Here is a 17096-nt window from a genome sequence, read left to right on the forward strand (position 1 = left end):
TAAAGTCTTTTGCAGGTTGCATAAAGTACGTCTCGAACCCGCTTCGGACGACTCGACAAAAACAAGATCAAAAACAACCAGGTACCGTCAGATGAAAATCTTCAACGCTGTACTGCGAGTTTTACGCCCTGCCCACACGCCACGCGGCCTGCCCCGCGCCCGGCCGTTTTACTTTTCCTTCCTGAATGTGCTGTGCGTCGAGAACAAAGGCGCGCTGGTCTGCTGCATTCCGGGTGCACCGATCGTTCGATTGCCGTCATCCTCGCTCTGATAAACGCAACGTCCAAAAAACCAACAAGAAAGTGGAGACAGACCGTTCATGAAGACCCCGATCCGTTATACCGCGCTGGCCTTGTCCATGCTGCTCGCCAGTGGTTTCGCCAGCGCTGCCGATATCAAGGTGGGCGTGAGCATGTCGGCGTTCGATGACACCTTCCTGACGTACCTGCGCGAGGACATGGACAAGCAAGCCAAGTCCTACCCCAAGGGTGACGGCGTGCAGCTGCAATTCGAAGACGCCCGTGCCGACGTGGTCAAGCAATTGAGCCAGGTCGAGAACTTTATCAGCCAGAAAGTCGACGCGATCATCGTCAACCCGGTCGACACCGCCTCGACCGGCAACATCATCAAGGCCGCCACGGCGGCGAAAATCCCGCTGGTGTTCGTCAACCGCCGCCCTGACAGCCCAACGTTGGCCCCAGGTGTCGCGGCAGTGACCTCCGACGACGTCGAGGCTGGCAAGCTGCAGATGCAGTACATCGCGGAAAAACTCGGCGGCAAGGGCAACATTGTGATCCTGCTGGGTGACCTGGCGAACAACTCCACCACCAACCGTACCAAGGGCGTGAAGGAGGTCCTGACCAAGTACCCAGGCATCAAGGTCGAACAGGAGCAGACCGGGATCTGGCTGCGTGACAAGGGCATGACCCTGGTCAACGACTGGCTGACCCAGGGTCGCGACTTCCAGGCGGTGCTGTCGAACAACGATGAGATGGCGATCGGCGCCGCCATGGCCTTGAAGTCGGCAGGTAAGAAGGGCGTGTTGATCGCCGGTGTCGACGGCACGCCGGACGGTTTGAATGCGATCACCAAGGGTGACATGACCGTGTCGGCCTTCCAGGATGCCAAGGGCCAGGCGGACAAGTCGGTGGAGACGGCGCGCAAGATGGCCAGGAACGAGCCGATCGAGCAGAACGTGGTGATCCCGTTCCAGCTGATCACCCCGGACAACGTCAAAGACTTCAAGTAGCCCTGACATAACAACAATAAGCCGGCAGGGCGGCGTTGGCCGCCCTGCAGATGGAGTACCTCCCTATGCTTGCTCAAGCCACTGTCGTGCAGCCGCCCGGTCTCCAGCCCCTGCTGCCGGAAGAACCCTACCTGCTGGAAATCCTCAATATCAGCAAAGGCTTTCCCGGCGTCGTGGCCCTGGCCGATGTGCAATTGCGCGTCCGCCCAGGTTCGGTGCTGGCGCTGATGGGCGAGAACGGTGCGGGCAAGTCGACGTTGATGAAGATCATCGCCGGCATCTACCAGCCCGACGCCGGGGAAATCCGCCTGCGTGGCAAGCCGATCGTGTTTGAAACACCGCTGGCGGCGCAGAAGGCGGGGATCGCGATGATCCACCAGGAACTCAACCTGATGCCGCACATGAGCATCGCCGAAAATATCTGGATCGGCCGCGAGCAGCTCAACAGCCTGCACATGGTCAACCACCGCGAAATGCACCGCTGCACCGCCGAGTTGCTGGCGCGTCTGCGCATCAACCTGGACCCTGAGGAACAGGTGGGCAACCTGAGCATCGCCGAACGGCAGATGGTCGAGATTGCCAAGGCCGTGTCCTATGACTCCGACATCCTGATCATGGATGAGCCGACTTCAGCCATTACCGAAAAGGAAGTGGCCCACCTGTTTTCGATCATTGCCGACCTCAAGTCGCAGGGCAAAGGCATCGTCTACATCACGCATAAAATGAATGAAGTGTTCGCCATCGCCGATGAAGTCGCGGTGTTCCGCGACGGCCAGTACATCGGCCTGCAACGCGCCGACAGCATGAACAGCGACAGCCTGATCTCGATGATGGTGGGGCGCGAGCTGAGCCAGCTGTTCCCGGTGCGCGAGACGCCCATCGGCGAGCTGCTGCTGTCGGTGCGCGACCTGCGCCTGGATGGCGTGTTCAAGGACGTGTCCTTCGACTTGCATGCCGGCGAGATTCTCGGCATCGCCGGGCTGATGGGCTCGGGCCGCACCAATGTGGCGGAAACCATTTTCGGCATCACCCCAAGCGACGGCGGGCAGATTGAACTCGACGGCAAGCCGGTGCGCATCAGCGACCCGCACATGGCCATCGAAAAAGGCTTCGCGCTGTTGACCGAGGACCGCAAGCTCAGTGGCCTGTTCCCGTGCCTGTCGGTGCTGGAGAACATGGAAATGGCCGTGCTGCCACATTATTCGGGCAACGGTTTTATCCAGCAGAAAGCCCTGCGTGCACTGTGCGAAGACATGTGCAAGAAGCTGCGGGTGAAGACGCCGTCCCTGGAGCAGTGCATCGACACGCTGTCGGGCGGCAACCAGCAGAAAGCCTTGCTGGCGCGCTGGCTGATGACCAACCCACGGCTGTTGATCCTCGACGAGCCGACCCGCGGCATCGACGTGGGTGCCAAGGCCGAGATTTATCGCTTGATCTCTTTCCTCGCCAGCGAAGGCATGGCGGTGATCATGATTTCCTCCGAGCTGCCTGAAGTGCTGGGCATGAGCGACCGTGTGATGGTGATGCACGAAGGTGAACTGATGGGCACCCTGGACCGCGCCGAGGCGACCCAGGAAAAAGTCATGCAGCTGGCCTCCGGTATGACGGCGGTCCACTGAAGCATAGCCAGCGCGGGCCTGCGGTTGGCCCGTGCCACAGAATAAGAAGGTGATGGGTGATGAACGCGATAACAGATAACAAGCCTGCGACGGTCCCGACCAAGCATCGTCGGCGGCTGCCGACCGAACTGAGCATCTTCCTGGTGCTGATTGGTATCGGCCTGGTGTTTGAACTGTTCGGCTGGATCGTGCGTGACCAAAGCTTCCTGATGAACTCCCAGCGCCTGGTGCTGATGATCCTGCAGGTATCGATCATCGGTCTGCTCGCGATTGGCGTGACCCAGGTGATCATCACCACGGGGATCGACTTGTCCTCGGGCTCGGTGCTGGCGCTGTCGGCGATGATTGCCGCCAGTTTGGCGCAGACTTCCGACTTTTCCCGCGCGGTGTTCCCTTCGCTAACCGATTTGCCGGTGTGGATTCCGGTGGCAATGGGCCTGGGCGTGGGGCTGCTGGCGGGTGCGATCAACGGCAGTATCATTGCCGTCACCGGTATCCCGCCCTTTATTGCCACCCTCGGCATGATGGTCTCGGCCCGTGGCCTGGCGCGTTACTACACCGAAGGCCAGCCGGTGAGCATGCTCTCGGATTCGTACACGGCCATTGGTCACGGGGCGATGCCGGTGATTATCTTCCTGGTGGTGGCAGTGATTTTCCATATCGCCCTGCGCTACACCAAGTACGGCAAGTACACCTACGCCATCGGCGGCAACATGCAGGCGGCGCGCACCTCGGGGATCAACGTCAAGCGCCACCTGATCATCGTCTACAGCATTGCCGGGTTGCTCGCAGGCCTGGCTGGCGTGGTCGCCTCGGCGCGCGCCGCCACCGGCCAGGCCGGCATGGGCATGTCCTATGAGCTGGATGCGATCGCCGCCGCGGTGATCGGCGGCACCAGCCTGGCGGGCGGGGTAGGGCGCATCACCGGCACCGTGATCGGCGCGCTGATCCTCGGGGTGATGGCCAGCGGGTTTACCTTTGTCGGGGTGGACGCGTACATCCAGGACATCATCAAGGGCCTGATCATCGTGGTCGCGGTGGTGATCGACCAGTACCGCAACAAGCGCAAACTCAAACGCTGAACGGCGCTTACCAGCGATAAGTCGCACGCTGCCAGTTGAATGAGCCTTACAGCTTGTCGCTTGTAGCTTGCGGCTTATAGCTGCTTTATGAAATTTCCTGCTATAAACGCACTCCGATAACCATTCGCCAAGCCCGTCCTGGTGCCTTTTGGGGTTATATCGGAAAAAATGCCTGTCATTTCAGTTGCTGAGCCCTCAAGTCGGCCTTAGACTGCCGCCCCTCGTAAATTGAGTGCCGGGTGGCGCTTGAAATGGACGGCGCCTTTCCGAGACCTGCACAGGCCTTCCGGAACGCTCCCTTATTCGCCTTAATGCACGTATTTTTTATAGAGAAATCAATGACAAAGGAAAAGTTGCTGGCCATGCCGGCGGATGACTACATGAATGCCGAACAGCACGCTTTTTTCGAGCAGCTGCTGCAAGACATGAAAGTGGAACACCACGAGCGCATTGAACAGAACCGTATCGCCATTGAAAGCCTGGACACCCCGGCCGACCCGGCTGACGCCGCTTCTGTAGAAGAAGAGCGTACCTGGCTGGTAAACGCCATTGACCGCGACCAGCGCATGCTGCCGCAGCTTGAGCGTGCCCTGGAACGCATCAAGGAAGATTCCTTCGGCTGGTGTGATGACAGCGGCGAGCCTATCGGCCTCAAGCGCCTGCTGATCAGCCCGACCACCAAGTACTGCATCGAAGCGCAAGAGCGCCACGAGCAGATCGACAAGCACCAGCGCCAAGCCTGATGCGTTGAAGCGGGGGATCGCCTGCGCGGTTCCCCGGAGAAAGACCCGTTACACCCCGTCTATTGATCTGCTGCAAGCCACCCCACTAAAGGCCCATGGATAATGGCCCGATAGTGGCGTTTAATGCAGCGACAATAACGACAAGCAGTGGGGTAACGAAGATGGCTGGAGACGGATCTCTGATGGGCGCAGCAGTGCCACCCCACACGGTGGTGCGCGGGTTGCCCGGCTGGCTGACGCCACTTTTGCAGAGCGCCGCCCTGGTGCTGGTACTGCTGGGCCTGACGTTCGCCAGCCTGCCGATCTACCTCTGCCTGGCATTGGCGCTGCTGGTGATCTGGCTGCCGAGCCTGAAAAAACGTACACCCCAGGTGGCAACGGCCGACGCCATCGATGCAATGGGCGAGCTGACGCGCGACCTGTCCTACACCACCAGCCATAACGCACTCTCCGCAGCCGGCGTGGCCTATTCGGTCAAGCAACTGGCGGCGCGCCTGCAGTCGCAACTGGGCGCGGCCAAGCAGATTGTCAGCAGTGCCGAAGTGATGATCGGCACCGAACAGCTCACTTCGCAACTCAGCCGCGAAGCCCTCGGGGCGGCCAGCCAGGCCCATCAACGCAGCACTGAAGGCCGGGAAGTATTGGCCGAGTCGATCACCCGCATGCACCAGCTCAGCCAGCGCGCGAATGCCAGCCGCGAGCTGATCGAAGCCTTGAGCCAGCGCAGCGAGGAAATCCAGCGGGTGACCCTGGTGATTCAGTCCATCGCCAGCCAGACCAACCTGCTGGCGCTCAACGCGGCCATCGAAGCCGCGCGGGCCGGTGAACATGGGCGCGGGTTCGCGGTTGTGGCCGATGAAGTGCGCGGGCTCGCCGGTCGCACGGCGACGGCGACTGATGAGGTCGGGGTGATGGTGGCCGATATCCAGCAACGCACGGCCCAGGTGGTAGAACAGATTCGCCAGCTGTCGGCGGATTTGCACACCGGCGTCGAGCAGGTGGAGCATGCTGGCGAGCACTTGCACACCATTGCCAGCCTGGCCGCCAGTGTCGAAGGCCAGGTCAATGAAATCGCCCAGGGCACCGACACCAACCGCACCCAGCTCGACAGCCTGTTCCATGCCGTGGAACAGATGCGCAGCGACCTGGCCGTGAGCGACCAGCAAACCCGTCAACTGGCCGAGGCTGCCGTGCAGATGGAAGGCCAGGCCGAAACCATCAGCGAACGCCTGGCGGAAGTCGGGCTGGATGACTATCACCAGCGCATCTACGACCTGGCGCGCGAAGGCGCCAGCCGGATTGCCGCGCAATTCGAGGCTGATGTGCAGCAGAACCGTATCAGCCTGGATGACCTGTTCGACCGCAGCTACACGCTGATTCCCAACACCCAGCCAAGCAAGTACCACAGCCGTTTCGATGGCTACACCGACCAAGTGTTGCCGGCAATCCAGGAGGCGTTGCTGCCAAGTCATGAAGGCCTGGTATTCGCCATTGCGTGTACGCCGCAAGGCTATGTGCCGACGCACAACAAGGCGTTTTCCCAGGCGCTGACCGGCGATGTCCAAGTGGATGCGGTGCAGAATCGCACCAAGCGCAAATTCGAGGACCGCACCGGGATTCGCTGCGGCAGCCATCAGCAGGCGGTCTTGCTGCAGACTTACACCCGCGATACCGGTGAGCTGATGCATGACCTGTCGGTGCCGATCATGGTCAAGGGCCGGCATTGGGGCGGCTTGCGCCTGGGTTATAAACCCGAGGGCGTGAAGGGCGGGCGTTGAGGATTATTGCGGTTTATGCAAGGGAGCTATTCCGGGGATAGCTTTTTCCTACTGGAAGAAAACCGTAGCATGGCCAACATTGTTAGCCAGCTAACTAATGTTGCGGAGAAACTCCATGCAAACCAAAGTCGATGTCGCCGTGATGATTGGCAGTGGCGTACCGCCGACCCTGCGGGCACTGGGTCAGAAAGCCTGCTGGGTCGTATTGCTCAACGGTGAGCAGCGCGGCACGGCGTTCGCCAGCCGTGATGAAGCCGAGGAATGCAGGGCGGCCTGGCAGGCGCTGTTGCGCCTGGAGCAGTCCGACAGCCTGCATTGATCTGCGCTTAGTGAGGTTGATGCAGGCGTTGATTCAGCTCATCCACCGCGATCGCCCATTCGGCGTCATCGCGCAGCTCTTCCTTCAGGAATGCCGCTTGCTGGGGCGTCCAGAAGGGAGCATCGATCAGTTTCACGTCCTCGGGCAACGGGTTGCTGGCAATGAACGTATCGATGGCTTCTGGGGATGAGTCCAGGCCCAGTTGATCAAACAGGGTTTCAAGTGTTGGGATTGGCGCGTCCATATCGTTCTCCATGCAGGGTGGTCGTTATGCATGGGAGGTTCGTGGCGCGGCGGAGTTCGAATTTGTTGCTCAGGAGTTGAGCGCACCGGCATCGACTGCGCTCTTGAGCGCCTTGGCGGCGTCCTTGGCAGCAATGGCGGCGGCGTCCACGGTTTTGAACCAGCGGTCTTTTTCCACCTGGTGGGTGGTGACAGTGGTCAGCGGTGGCTTGGCCCGCATCACGATCACCGCTTGAAACTCACCGTCTACCTCTCGTGCATCGCCATGGATGAAAAATTCGCCGATATCAAATTCCGTCACGTATAGCCTTCCCTTGGAGATAACTGCACTGGTGAAACCTGGCCCGGAGGGACAAAGTTCAGTGGACGGGCCAGTATGGCAGTTGTTGCGGGTCGGCGGCGCAGTAAAGTCATCAAGGTGACGAAACGATGCCTCCATGCGGCTGATGCAGGACGGCCTCGAGCTCTTTGGCCAGTTCGCACGCCTTGATATGGTTACTGCGAAAGCCTCGGATTCGACCGCTGAGCACTTCTCGGATATGAAAGAAGTTGCGGCCGGCCGGTACCACTTGGTAAAGAACTGAATCCGAGTACCCGTCGTAGCCGCGCAAGCGGTAGTATTGCGCCTCGTCCTGGCATGATGAACGAGTGTTCGAGGACAGAGTGTCGTAGGTTGGTCGTTGCATGGACTGTTCCTTTCGATCAATTCGGTTGACCCATCTGCAGCGTTTTGAGTAGTTTTGATCGGTGCAGCTGTTTTAGTATTGTCGTCGGCAGCTGGCGCGCGGTTCCATGCCAGGTATGTATTTTTGTGTTGGGTGTCGGAAAACTGCATTTTTAACTGGGTTATCTTCTGAAGTTGGTCGGTCCGTATTCTCGGACCGTGGAACCTGTGATCTCCTGTGGTGCCTGATGACCTTGCACAAGGTCCATCGCGTACGTCTGTACTAGTCTTATGGCGCGACAGCGGGATCTTCTTCAGTTTTTTCAATGTGAATGTGTTGTATGCACGCGCCGTGATGGCCGTTTTTTTGTGCTGCCCGCTCTGGCGGACAGCGCTCTTTTCGATGTGGGGGCGTTTCCTTGGCAGTCAGTAATCTGGATATGCACGCGTTATTTGTGCTGGGTGATTTGCGCGCAAAGTTGGTCAAGCAGTTTCAATCCCGTTTTGTCTACATCACTGAACAGACGCCGGAAGGCATCTACATCGCCGAAATCGATACCGAAGCGGCGATGGTGGTGGATGACAAACCCCGCCTGGAACTCAAAGTGGGTGATCATTTCCGCGCGGCAGTATTGCCCAGTCGTGAAGGCGGCAAGTTTGAGTTGAAGTTTCGCGACATCAAGTTGACGGTGTATGGCCTGGGCGACTATGCCTTTGTGTCTTCGGCCGACGGCCAGGGCATCGTCTTCAAGGAAGGCCACAGCGTGATGCTGGTGTTTGCCGCGAATGAGCAACTGCAGGAAGGCTTGACCAAAACCCTGAAGGCCGTGACCGGCAAGGCCGCCAAGTGGCGCAAGGGTGAACTGGTGACCTTCAAGGCCAGCGAGTAATCCGCCCATACCACGAACATCCGTTGTCTCCCGGAACCTCTACTACAGTTGAGTTGACTTAACTATTCAGAGGCTTCGCGCATAGTCAGCAAAGCCGCCCGCTGGTTGCTGCATTATCGCGAGGTGCGAAGGCATGAAAGGATTGAAAACGTTGTTGGCTGCATCCCTGACGACCCTCGGCCTGTCCGTGGCGGCGTTGCCGGTATCCGCAGCCGAGGCGCCGATACATTTCGCCGACCTGAACTGGGAAAGCGGCAGCCTGATTACCGAAGTACTGCGGGTAATTGTCGAAAAGGGCTACGACTTGCCTACCGACACCTTGCCCGGCACGACCATCACCCTGGAAACCGCGCTGGCCAAGAATGATATCCAGGTCATCGGCGAAGAGTGGGCCGGCCGGAGCCCGGTGTGGGTCAAGGCCGAGGCCGAAGGTAAAGTGGTGGGTCTGGGAGATACGGTCAAAGGAGCCACCGAAGGCTGGTGGGTGCCGGAATACGTGGTCAAGGGCGACCCGGCCAAGGGCATCAAGCCGCTGGCGCCGGGCCTCAAGAGCGTGAAGGACCTGGCGCAATACAAGGACGTGTTCAAGGACCCGGAATCCCCGGGCAAGGGACGCTTTCTCAACAGCCCCATCGGCTGGACCTCGGAAGTGGTCAACAAGCAGAAACTCAAGGCCTACGGCCTGGATGACAGCTATGTGAACTTCCGCAGCGGCTCCGGCGCAGCGCTGGATGCCGAGATTGCCTCGTCTATTCGGCGTGGCAAACCGGTGCTGTTTTACTACTGGTCACCGACGCCGTTGATGGGGCGCTACAAGCTGATCCAGTTGGAAGAGCCACCGTTTGACGCCGAGGCGTGGAAGACGCTGACGGATGCGGACAACCCTGATCCCAAACCGACTCGCTCGCTGGCTTCCAAATTGAGTATCGGCGTGTCCACGCCATTCCAGAAGGAACATCCGCAGATTGCCAGCTTTTTCGAGAAGGTCGAGTTCCCGATTGACCCGCTGAACAAAGCCCTGGCAACCATGAGCGAAAATCACACCGCGCCTCGAGAAGTTGCGCAGGTGTTCCTCAAGGAACACCCGGAAGTGTGGAAGGCGTGGCTGCCCGAGGATGTGGCACAGAAGGTCGAGGCTAGCCTCAAGTAGACCTTGGGCATCAAGTCCGGAGAATGATCGACAATGTGGGAGCGGGGTTGCTTGCGAAGGGGGTGTGTCAGGCGCTGAAGGTAGTGGCTGACCCACCGTCTTCGCAGGCAAGCCAGCTCCCACATTTTGCAATGTATTTCAAGGTTGGAACCGGGTTGTACCTGCAACTCAAATGCCAGTGCAGCACCGCGACTCCCAAGCCCGAACAACGATCAAAACTGTGGGAGCGGGCTTGCTCGCGAAAGCGGTGTGTCAGTTGATGAATATGCTAACTGGTCCACCGCCTTCGCGAGCAAGCCCGCTCCCACATTTGGGATGTATTCCAAGGTTGGAACCGGCTTGTGCCGTCGGTGAAAATGTCGGTGCAGCACCGTTAGCCCCAAGCCCAAACAACGATCAAAACTGTGGGAGCGGGCTTGCCCGCGAAAGCGGTGTGCCAGTCGCTGAAGGTAGTGGCTGACCCACCGCCTTCGCAGGCAAGCCAGCTCCCACATTTTGCAGGTATTCCAAGGTTGGAACCGGGTTGATCCGACCACTCAAATGCCGCTGCCGCGCCCCGAATCACAAGCCCGCTCCCACATTTGGGGTGTATTCCAAGGCTAGAACTTGGTCTGTACTGCCAGCTCAAACGTGCGCGGGGCGCCCAGGTAGTACGCCGGGGAGACATGGGCAAACTCGGCATAGACTTCATTCGTCAGGTTACGCACGCGACCGGTGATCGAGGTGTGTGCGTCGACCTTGTAGCGCAGGAACGTCCCGAACAGCGTGTAAGCCGGCACTGTCTGGGTATTGGCGTTATCCGCGTACACCTGCGCCACGTACCGTGCATCCACGCCGCCTTGCCAATCCTCGGCAAAATCATACGTCAGCCACACATTACCCACGCGCTTGGGCACGTTGGTGGGCGTATTGCCCTTGCGCGAGACCACCGCGCCGCTGGCGATTTTCTCGTTGAACTCGTCGTACTCGGCATCTACCCAGGCGAAGTTGCCTTCTGCCAGCAGCCTTGGCGTGATGCGCAAGGAGCTGGCCAGTTCGATGCCTCTGGACGACTGCGCGCCGACCGGAATGCTGCTGGTGGGGTCTTGCGGATCGGTAACCGCAAAATCCTTGCGCTCGATTGTGTAGGCCGCCACGGTGGCCGAGCCCCGGCCGTCCAGATAATCGAACTTGCTGCCCACTTCCCACTGTTTGCCCGTCGATACATCGAACACTTGCGTGGTGGTACTCGGTTGCTCGGCAGCGGTGCTGTATTGCACATAGACATTGGCCGAGGGGATGAACTGGTACGTCAAGCCCACACGGCCGGTCACCGGCTCCCAGCTGCGGGTGAAATGCCTTGGGTTGCTGGCGGTCACCGCGCGGTGGTTGGTGACATCCAGGTCGATGGCGTCATAACGCAGACCGGTCAGCAGCGACAATTTGTCAGTCAGACCCAGGCGATTCTCCACGAACAGCGCCTTGGTGGTGACTTCGCTGGTCTTGTCCTTGCCGAAGCTTTCCCGGGTGCGCGGGATGTCGTAGAAGTGCCCTGGATCGAAATTGTTCGGATCCACCGTGCTGTTGCCCGACACATTCAGCGGAGTGTTGGTGGTGCTGTTGACCTTGTACTCAAAGCCGCCGGACCAGGTGGTCGACAAGCCGAAGAGGCTGTCTTCGTGGCGCAGTTCGAACTGGTTGCCGTGCTGTTCACCCTGATGACGCACCTGATAGGCAGTAGAGCGGTTCACCGCGCTGTTGTCGGCGTTGTACTGGTAGGTTTCCAGGTTGCGGTAATCGCGCTGACTGTCCAGGTGGTAGAGCGTGTTCTTCAGGGTGGTGCTGTCGTTGATACGGTAGTCGATGATCGAGCGCGCCCAGATCGTGCGTTGCTCGTAACGGCCATCGGCGACGTTGTAGTTGTTGAAACGGTTGTGCTTGTCGATCTTCAGCTCGCCGGCCTTGGGGTTGAGCACCGGTGTGCCCCAATAGGGGCTGTCCTCGTGTTCATCCTGATATTCCAGGGCCAGCGTATGCGAAAGGTTGGGAGTGAGATCACTGAGCAGGGAAAACGCCAGGCTCCAGGCGTCGCGCTGGTCGCGATCGATGTAGCTGTGGTTGGTATTGCGGCTCACATCCAGGCGCGCGTAGTGCTGGACGTCGGCGCCAGGGTCGGTGAGCGCGTGGTTGACCCCCAAGGCCATGCCGACGGTGTCGTAGCTGCCGTAGGTCAGTTGGGCCTCGGCGGCCTGTTCCTCGCGGGTGGCCAACTTGGTCACGTAGTTGAGCGACCCCCCCACGGAGCCGGCGCCGTTGATCAGGGAGGAGGGGCCGCCGACCAATTCCACCCGGTCATAAATCCAGGCATCCACCGGTCGGGCCAGGCCCGTGGCGACGTTGATGCCATTGAACATCTGGGTGATCTGGTTGCTGGTGAAGCCACGATACGACACAAACCCGCCAAACCCCGGCGGCGCGCTGGCGTTGACGCCGGGCAGGGTGTTGGCCGCATCGCGGAAGGTCTTCGCCCCATGGCGCTCGATATCGTTGCGATTGGCAATCGCCACCGACGCCGGGGTTTCCCGCACGCTCAAGCCCAGCCGCGAAGCGACGCCGCTGGATTGGTCCAGGGCCAGGCCGGGCTCGGCGGTTTGTTCGCCATCAACGGTGGTAGGCGCCAGTTCAATGGCCCAGGTGCAGACAGGCAGACAGCCGAAAAGGCCCGCCAACAGAGGTAAATGTTTCATGTTCAATCCTGAAAAACTTGGCTCGAAAACAACGCACGGCCGCCCGTTCTTCCTTGCGGAAACGGTGGTCAGTGCAGATCGGAACGCGAAGGATCAGGCGAGGGCGGGTGGCGCACGCGGGTGGGCCGTGGGCCAGGTGAAACGGGCAGGGATGTCAGCGGCAGCAACGATCGCCGGTGGTGGCGCATGGGGTTGCGGCAACACCGCCACATTCAGGCTGGAATTGAGCGCCGGGCCCATGCCGCCGGTCGAGCACAACGGGCAACCAAACGCCTTGGACAGCGTCGGCAACTGCTCATCGGCGGAGTTGGACGGCTTGGGTGCCTGGGTACGCGGGTCGACGGTACAGAACTGCCCGCCGATGCCGTTGAGTTGCATCCCGACCATCTGCCCATGACCAATACTGCAGGCGAACACATTGAACAGGACGCAGCAATAAAGCATCCAGGCAATGAGCGAGCGGTCGGCACGGGCGATTTTCATGGGGCGGCACTTTACCATCAGCCGCCGACGAAATGCCTGCAAAAAATCTCAGGGCGACTATCCTGTCTCGCATCTTTTCAGGGAGAACCGTCATGAGCTTTGTCATCGCACGATGGATCGTCGGCGTATTCACCTGTATCAGCATGGTGCACCTGTACTGGGCCGCCGGTGGCAAACTCGGCAGTCTCGCCGCCATCCCCCAGCTACCCGGTGAATTCGCCAGCGGCCCACGCCCGGCGTTCAAACCCTCGGCGCTGGGGACCTTTCTGGTAGCGATGGGGCTGGTGGCAATCGCGCTGCTGGTGTGCCTGCGAGCGGGCTTGTACTTCTCGGCGGTGTCCCATGGGGCGTTGCAATGGGGAATCAGCGCGATTGCCGTGGTGATGTTTGCCAGGGCGATTGGGGATTCGGAGTTGGTAGGGTTCTTCAAGAAAGTCGGCGGGTCGAGGTTTGCCCGACTGGATACGTATTTTTATTCGCCGTTGTGTCTGGTGTTGGGGGTAGGGTTGTTGGTTGTGGCGTGGGGGTGAACTTGGCTTCGTTAGCCTAAGCCCAACTGACGCAGTCATGGTCGTCCATGTAAATCAAGAACGACAAGCTTATGTCCGTCATCCTAAATGGATATCCCGTCGTTTCAGATAAAATACGGTCAAGTTGTCGGGAGTTTTCAATCGGTCGGGAGAATCGCACCCAGCGGCGTAAAAAAGTTCGCAAAGAGATATTATTAATACCTTCAACTCATCGGTATTAAGTTTTCTGTTTTTGATCCATGGCTTTTCTAAAGCTTCATCAAGCTCTGTTTCTAAGTAAATCATTGATTAGTGCCAATGCTAGAGCGGCTTACGCGGAGTGGTTTAATCAAAAGTGGAACTGGGTGAGGGGGCGAATGGAGGCTGGCTATGGGGCATAGGAAGCCATTATGTATTTTTGAACTCAAAAAATAATCATCAGCTCCGTTTATATAAATATTTGGGTCGCAAGGCGATATGTATTTGGCCTTGAATTCAATTGATGCATTTTTGTTGATTGCTTGAAAGTAAAACTGATCCTCAGTGGGTGTGATGTTCAAGAAAAACACTTCTCGAATGTCTAGGTTTTGTATTTTCAAGTCGCGAATGCCATGGCAATCAATCCCCACTCTGCAAGTGTGATAGCCTTTGCCCTCCTATTCTATCTGCAAAGAAAATAATGCGATTTTTCCAATCTCTACAGGTTTGATGAATAACTTCTCGAAGACTATATTTCTCTCTAGTTCATTCCAGTATTTCATTCTTATCCTGAAATCGTAATGTTCCTTGGCTGTGCGTAGGGCGCGAAAACAAAGCGTCCAGCTGTTGCGCAGAACCATCGCCCTGCACCCGTACTTGATAGCGTCCGTGACGTCTCGGCAAAGGGCAAGGCGTCGGATTCTGCCGCAGGAAAAAAACGCTGGATGAGCGGTTCAAAAAATCAGAAAAGGCCCACCCATCGAGGGAAAAAGCCTCAAAAAAACACTCCCCGAAGCCACACAAAAAAGCGCCGCAGCTGATTGCAGCTGCGCTGGCAGAATGAATCTCAAATAAAAACTTATCTCATTACTACCCGATTTTCGGACATGGCCGTCATGGTTTATAGAACCTCTCCTACACAGGATTTCCCATGTCGCGCCTCGCTCGTCCTTTGCATCCACTGGCCCTTTCAGTGGCGATAGCCTTTGCCGCCGTGCCGTTGCTGACCGTCCAGACCACCTTCGCCGAAGAAAGCCGCGCGGTGCGTGGTTTTCAGATTCCGGCTGGCGACTTGAGCCAGGCTCTCAACAGCCTGGCCGAGCAGGCGGGCCTGGTGCTGGCATTCGACGCAAGCCTGACGCGGGGTAAGCACAGCAACGGCCTGAGCGGGCAATACGATATCGACGTGGCGCTGACCCAGTTGCTCGCCGGCAGCGGCCTGCAGGCCCTGAAGCTCTCCGCCGATCGCTACCGCCTGGAGGCCATCCCGCAGAGCGGCGGCTCCATGGAGTTGCAGGCCACCACCATCAGCGGCGCGTACCAGAGCGAAAGCCCTACCGGGCCGGTCTCCGGTTATGTCGCGACGCGCAGTTTGTCGGGGACCAAGACCGACACCGCGGTGATCGAGACCCCACAGTCGATCTCGATTGTCACCAAAGACCAGATGCGCGCGCAAAATGCCGAGAGCCTCAACCAGATCCTGCGCTACAGCGCCGCCGTGATCCCGGAAACCCGTGGCGCCACCGCGTCGCGCCTGGACCAACTGACCATTCGCGGCTTTGCCCCGGCCACCTACCTGGACGGCTTGCGGATGCCATCGAGCCGTGACGCCTTGCCACAAAAAGACGCGTTCGACCTGGAGCGCGTCGAAGTGCTGCGCGGCCCGGCCTCGGTGCTGTACGGGCAGGGCACGCCGAGCGGGGTGGTCAACATGGTCAGCAAGCGCCCGCTGGATACACCGTTCCACGAAGTGGGCGTTGAATACGGCACGTTCAACAAGAAACGCACCACCTTCGACCTGAGCGGCCCGATCGATGATCAAGGCGTGTATTCCTACCGCGTCGCCGGCCTTTTCGATGATGCGGACGGCCAGGTCGAACACACCGAGACTCGCCGCCAGTCGCTGTCCAGCGCATTCACCTGGCGCCCGGATGAGGACACCTCGCTGACCTTGCTCGGGCATTTCCAGAAGGACCCCAAGGGCGCGTCCTACGGTTCGGTCCCGGCGTGGGGCTCGGTGCTGCATAGCCCCACCGGGCGCAAGATCGATGTGGATTTCTACGACGGCGAGAAGAATTTCGAAAAAAGCGACCGCGAGTACTACTCCCTCGGTTATGCGTTCGAACATCACTTCAACGATGTGTGGACGGTGCGCCAGAACGCGCGTTACCTGCGCACCGAGGGCCAGTACCGCAGCCTCTACAGCAACTACTTGTTGACGGACTACCGCACCATCCGACGCTCGACCATCGCCAGTGACGTCGACATGGATGCCTACACCCTCGACAACCAGCTGCAGGCCAAGTTTGACACCGGGCCGTTGCAGCACACGCTGTTGATGGGCCTCGATTACCAGAACACCAGCACCGACACCAAGTCCGGTTCGGGCGTTTACACCGCCGGGCCGACCCTCGACATTTTCGACCCGGTCTATGGCGCGGCCGTCCCGGTACCGGCGTACACCACGGATGGCACCTCGCGCAGTGAACAGACCGGCGTTTATCTGCAAGAGCAGATGAAGTGGGACAAGTGGGTGCTGCTGCTGGGTGGTCGCTATGACTGGGCAAGCACCGACAACAGCACGCAGACCCTGAGTACCGGTGCCAAGACCAAGTCTTCCCTGGACAGCAAGGCGTTTACCGGCCGGGTCGGCCTGGTCTACCTGTTCGACAATGGCCTGGCGCCATATGCCAGCTATGCGGAGTCGTTCAACCCGCAGTCGGGCACCGGGTATGGCGGTTCGGTGTTCAAGCCGACGGAAGGCAAGCAATACGAAATCGGCATCAAGTACCAGCCTCCGGGCAGCAACAGCTTTATCACCGCGGCGATTTTCGACCTGCGCCAGACCAATGTACTCACGACCGACCCGGATCCGACTCACCTGTGCGGTTCCGGTCGCTGCCAGAGCCAGGACGGCGAAGTGCAGTCGCGAGGCTTTGAACTCGAAGGCAAGGCCAGCCTCAACGACAACCTGGATATCACCGCGGCCTATGCCTACCTGGATAACCGTATCAGTAAGTCCAACAGCACCGTGCGCTATGCACCGATCAGCGATATCGGCGTAGGCCCTGCCATCGACGCCGAAGGCACCACCACCTACGCGGTACCGCGCCACACCGCTTCGGCGTGGGCCGACTACACCTTCCACGACGGCCACCTCAAGGGCTTCGGCGTCGGCGCCGGCGCGCGCTATGTCGGTTCGTCCTGGGGCGATACCGCCAATACCCTGAAGGTGCCGGGCTACACGCTGTTCGACGCGGCGGTGCACTACGACATCCCGAACATCGCCAACCTCAAGGACAACCTGCGCCTGGCGCTCAACGCCACTAACCTGGCGGACAAAGAGTACGTCGCCTCCTGCTACTCGTACTCGTGGTGCTGGTATGGCTCGCAACGCACGGTGCAGGCGAGCGCGACCTACCAGTGGTGATCTGAACAAAGGC

The 17096-nt window shown here is 59.3% G+C and carries 16 protein-coding genes; 11 read left to right on the forward strand and 5 right to left on the reverse strand.

Going from position 1 to position 17096, the window contains the following annotated elements:
- Positions 1-91 precede the first annotated feature (91 nt).
- The 7 genes from BBG20_RS31960 to BBG20_RS19955 all read left to right on the forward strand — a co-directional run bounded on the left by BBG20_RS31960 (position 92) and on the right by BBG20_RS19955 (position 6790).
- A complete protein-coding gene (locus tag BBG20_RS31960) occupies positions 92-271 on the forward strand; it encodes a hypothetical protein (RefSeq protein WP_083221446.1) in 180 nt (59 codons plus the stop codon).
- 48 nt (positions 272-319) lie between these two features.
- Positions 320-1249 carry a sugar ABC transporter substrate-binding protein gene (locus BBG20_RS19930; RefSeq protein WP_065906304.1) on the forward strand — a complete coding sequence of 310 codons (930 nt, stop codon included), beginning with the start codon at positions 320-322 and terminating at the stop codon, positions 1247-1249.
- Positions 1250-1314: 65 nt separating this feature from the next.
- A complete protein-coding gene (locus BBG20_RS19935) occupies positions 1315-2868 on the forward strand; it encodes a sugar ABC transporter ATP-binding protein (RefSeq protein WP_065906305.1) in 1554 nt (517 codons plus the stop codon).
- Positions 2869-2927: 59 nt separating this feature from the next.
- Positions 2928-3950, forward strand: a complete 1023-nt coding sequence (locus BBG20_RS19940; protein ID WP_065906306.1) for an ABC transporter permease — start codon at positions 2928-2930, stop codon at positions 3948-3950.
- A gap of 338 nt (positions 3951-4288) precedes the next feature.
- A complete protein-coding gene (locus tag BBG20_RS19945; protein ID WP_010564800.1) occupies positions 4289-4693 on the forward strand; it encodes a TraR/DksA family transcriptional regulator in 405 nt (134 codons plus the stop codon).
- A gap of 545 nt (positions 4694-5238) precedes the next feature.
- The gene (locus BBG20_RS19950; RefSeq protein WP_404940347.1) at positions 5239-6471 is read left to right on the forward strand and encodes a methyl-accepting chemotaxis protein; all 1233 of its coding nucleotides are present in this window, start codon (positions 5239-5241) and stop codon (positions 6469-6471) included.
- Between the two features lie 115 nt (positions 6472-6586).
- A complete protein-coding gene (locus BBG20_RS19955) occupies positions 6587-6790 on the forward strand; it encodes a hypothetical protein (RefSeq protein WP_065906309.1) in 204 nt (67 codons plus the stop codon).
- A gap of 7 nt (positions 6791-6797) precedes the next feature.
- Here the strand turns inward: BBG20_RS19955 and BBG20_RS19960 are convergent, their stop codons facing one another.
- From BBG20_RS19960 to BBG20_RS31965, 3 genes are all read right to left on the reverse strand, one after another.
- Complete coding sequence (locus BBG20_RS19960; protein WP_065906311.1) at positions 6798-7034, reverse strand: DUF2789 domain-containing protein; 237 nt, start codon at positions 7032-7034, stop codon at positions 6798-6800.
- A 69-nt stretch (positions 7035-7103) separates the two neighbouring features.
- Positions 7104-7334, reverse strand: a complete 231-nt coding sequence (locus tag BBG20_RS19965) for a hypothetical protein (RefSeq protein ID WP_034104424.1) — start codon at positions 7332-7334, stop codon at positions 7104-7106.
- Positions 7335-7446: 112 nt separating this feature from the next.
- Entirely contained in the window at positions 7447-7719 is a 273-nt protein-coding gene (locus BBG20_RS31965) for a hypothetical protein (protein ID WP_083221447.1), read from the reverse strand.
- A gap of 418 nt (positions 7720-8137) precedes the next feature.
- Here BBG20_RS31965 and BBG20_RS19970 point away from each other — a divergent pair, with 418 nt between their 5' ends.
- Together BBG20_RS19970 and BBG20_RS19975 are read left to right on the forward strand one after the other, a co-directional pair.
- A complete protein-coding gene (locus tag BBG20_RS19970; protein ID WP_065906313.1) occupies positions 8138-8587 on the forward strand; it encodes a hypothetical protein in 450 nt (149 codons plus the stop codon).
- A 133-nt stretch (positions 8588-8720) separates the two neighbouring features.
- Positions 8721-9737 carry an ABC transporter substrate-binding protein gene (locus BBG20_RS19975; RefSeq protein ID WP_065906315.1) on the forward strand — a complete coding sequence of 339 codons (1017 nt, stop codon included), beginning with the start codon at positions 8721-8723 and terminating at the stop codon, positions 9735-9737.
- A gap of 599 nt (positions 9738-10336) precedes the next feature.
- On the opposite strand, the gene BBG20_RS19980 is transcribed toward BBG20_RS19975, so the two are convergent.
- On the reverse strand, positions 10337-12463 hold the full coding sequence (locus BBG20_RS19980) for a TonB-dependent receptor (RefSeq protein ID WP_065906316.1): 2127 nt from the start codon (positions 12461-12463) through the stop codon (positions 10337-10339).
- A gap of 93 nt (positions 12464-12556) precedes the next feature.
- Positions 12557-12946 (reverse strand): DUF2946 domain-containing protein, encoded by a 390-nt coding sequence (locus BBG20_RS19985; protein WP_065906318.1) that lies wholly within the window; start codon positions 12944-12946, stop codon positions 12557-12559.
- A 92-nt stretch (positions 12947-13038) separates the two neighbouring features.
- Here BBG20_RS19985 and BBG20_RS19990 point away from each other — a divergent pair, with 92 nt between their 5' ends.
- A complete protein-coding gene (locus BBG20_RS19990; RefSeq protein ID WP_065906320.1) occupies positions 13039-13476 on the forward strand; it encodes a DUF3995 domain-containing protein in 438 nt (145 codons plus the stop codon).
- 1108 nt (positions 13477-14584) lie between these two features.
- Positions 14585-17083, forward strand: a complete 2499-nt coding sequence (locus BBG20_RS19995) for a TonB-dependent siderophore receptor (protein WP_065906322.1) — start codon at positions 14585-14587, stop codon at positions 17081-17083.
- Positions 17084-17096: the final 13 nt, after the last annotated feature.

It is taken from the genome of Pseudomonas aylmerensis (genome assembly GCF_001702265.1).
Classification (GTDB): domain Bacteria; phylum Pseudomonadota; class Gammaproteobacteria; order Pseudomonadales; family Pseudomonadaceae; genus Aquipseudomonas; species Aquipseudomonas aylmerensis.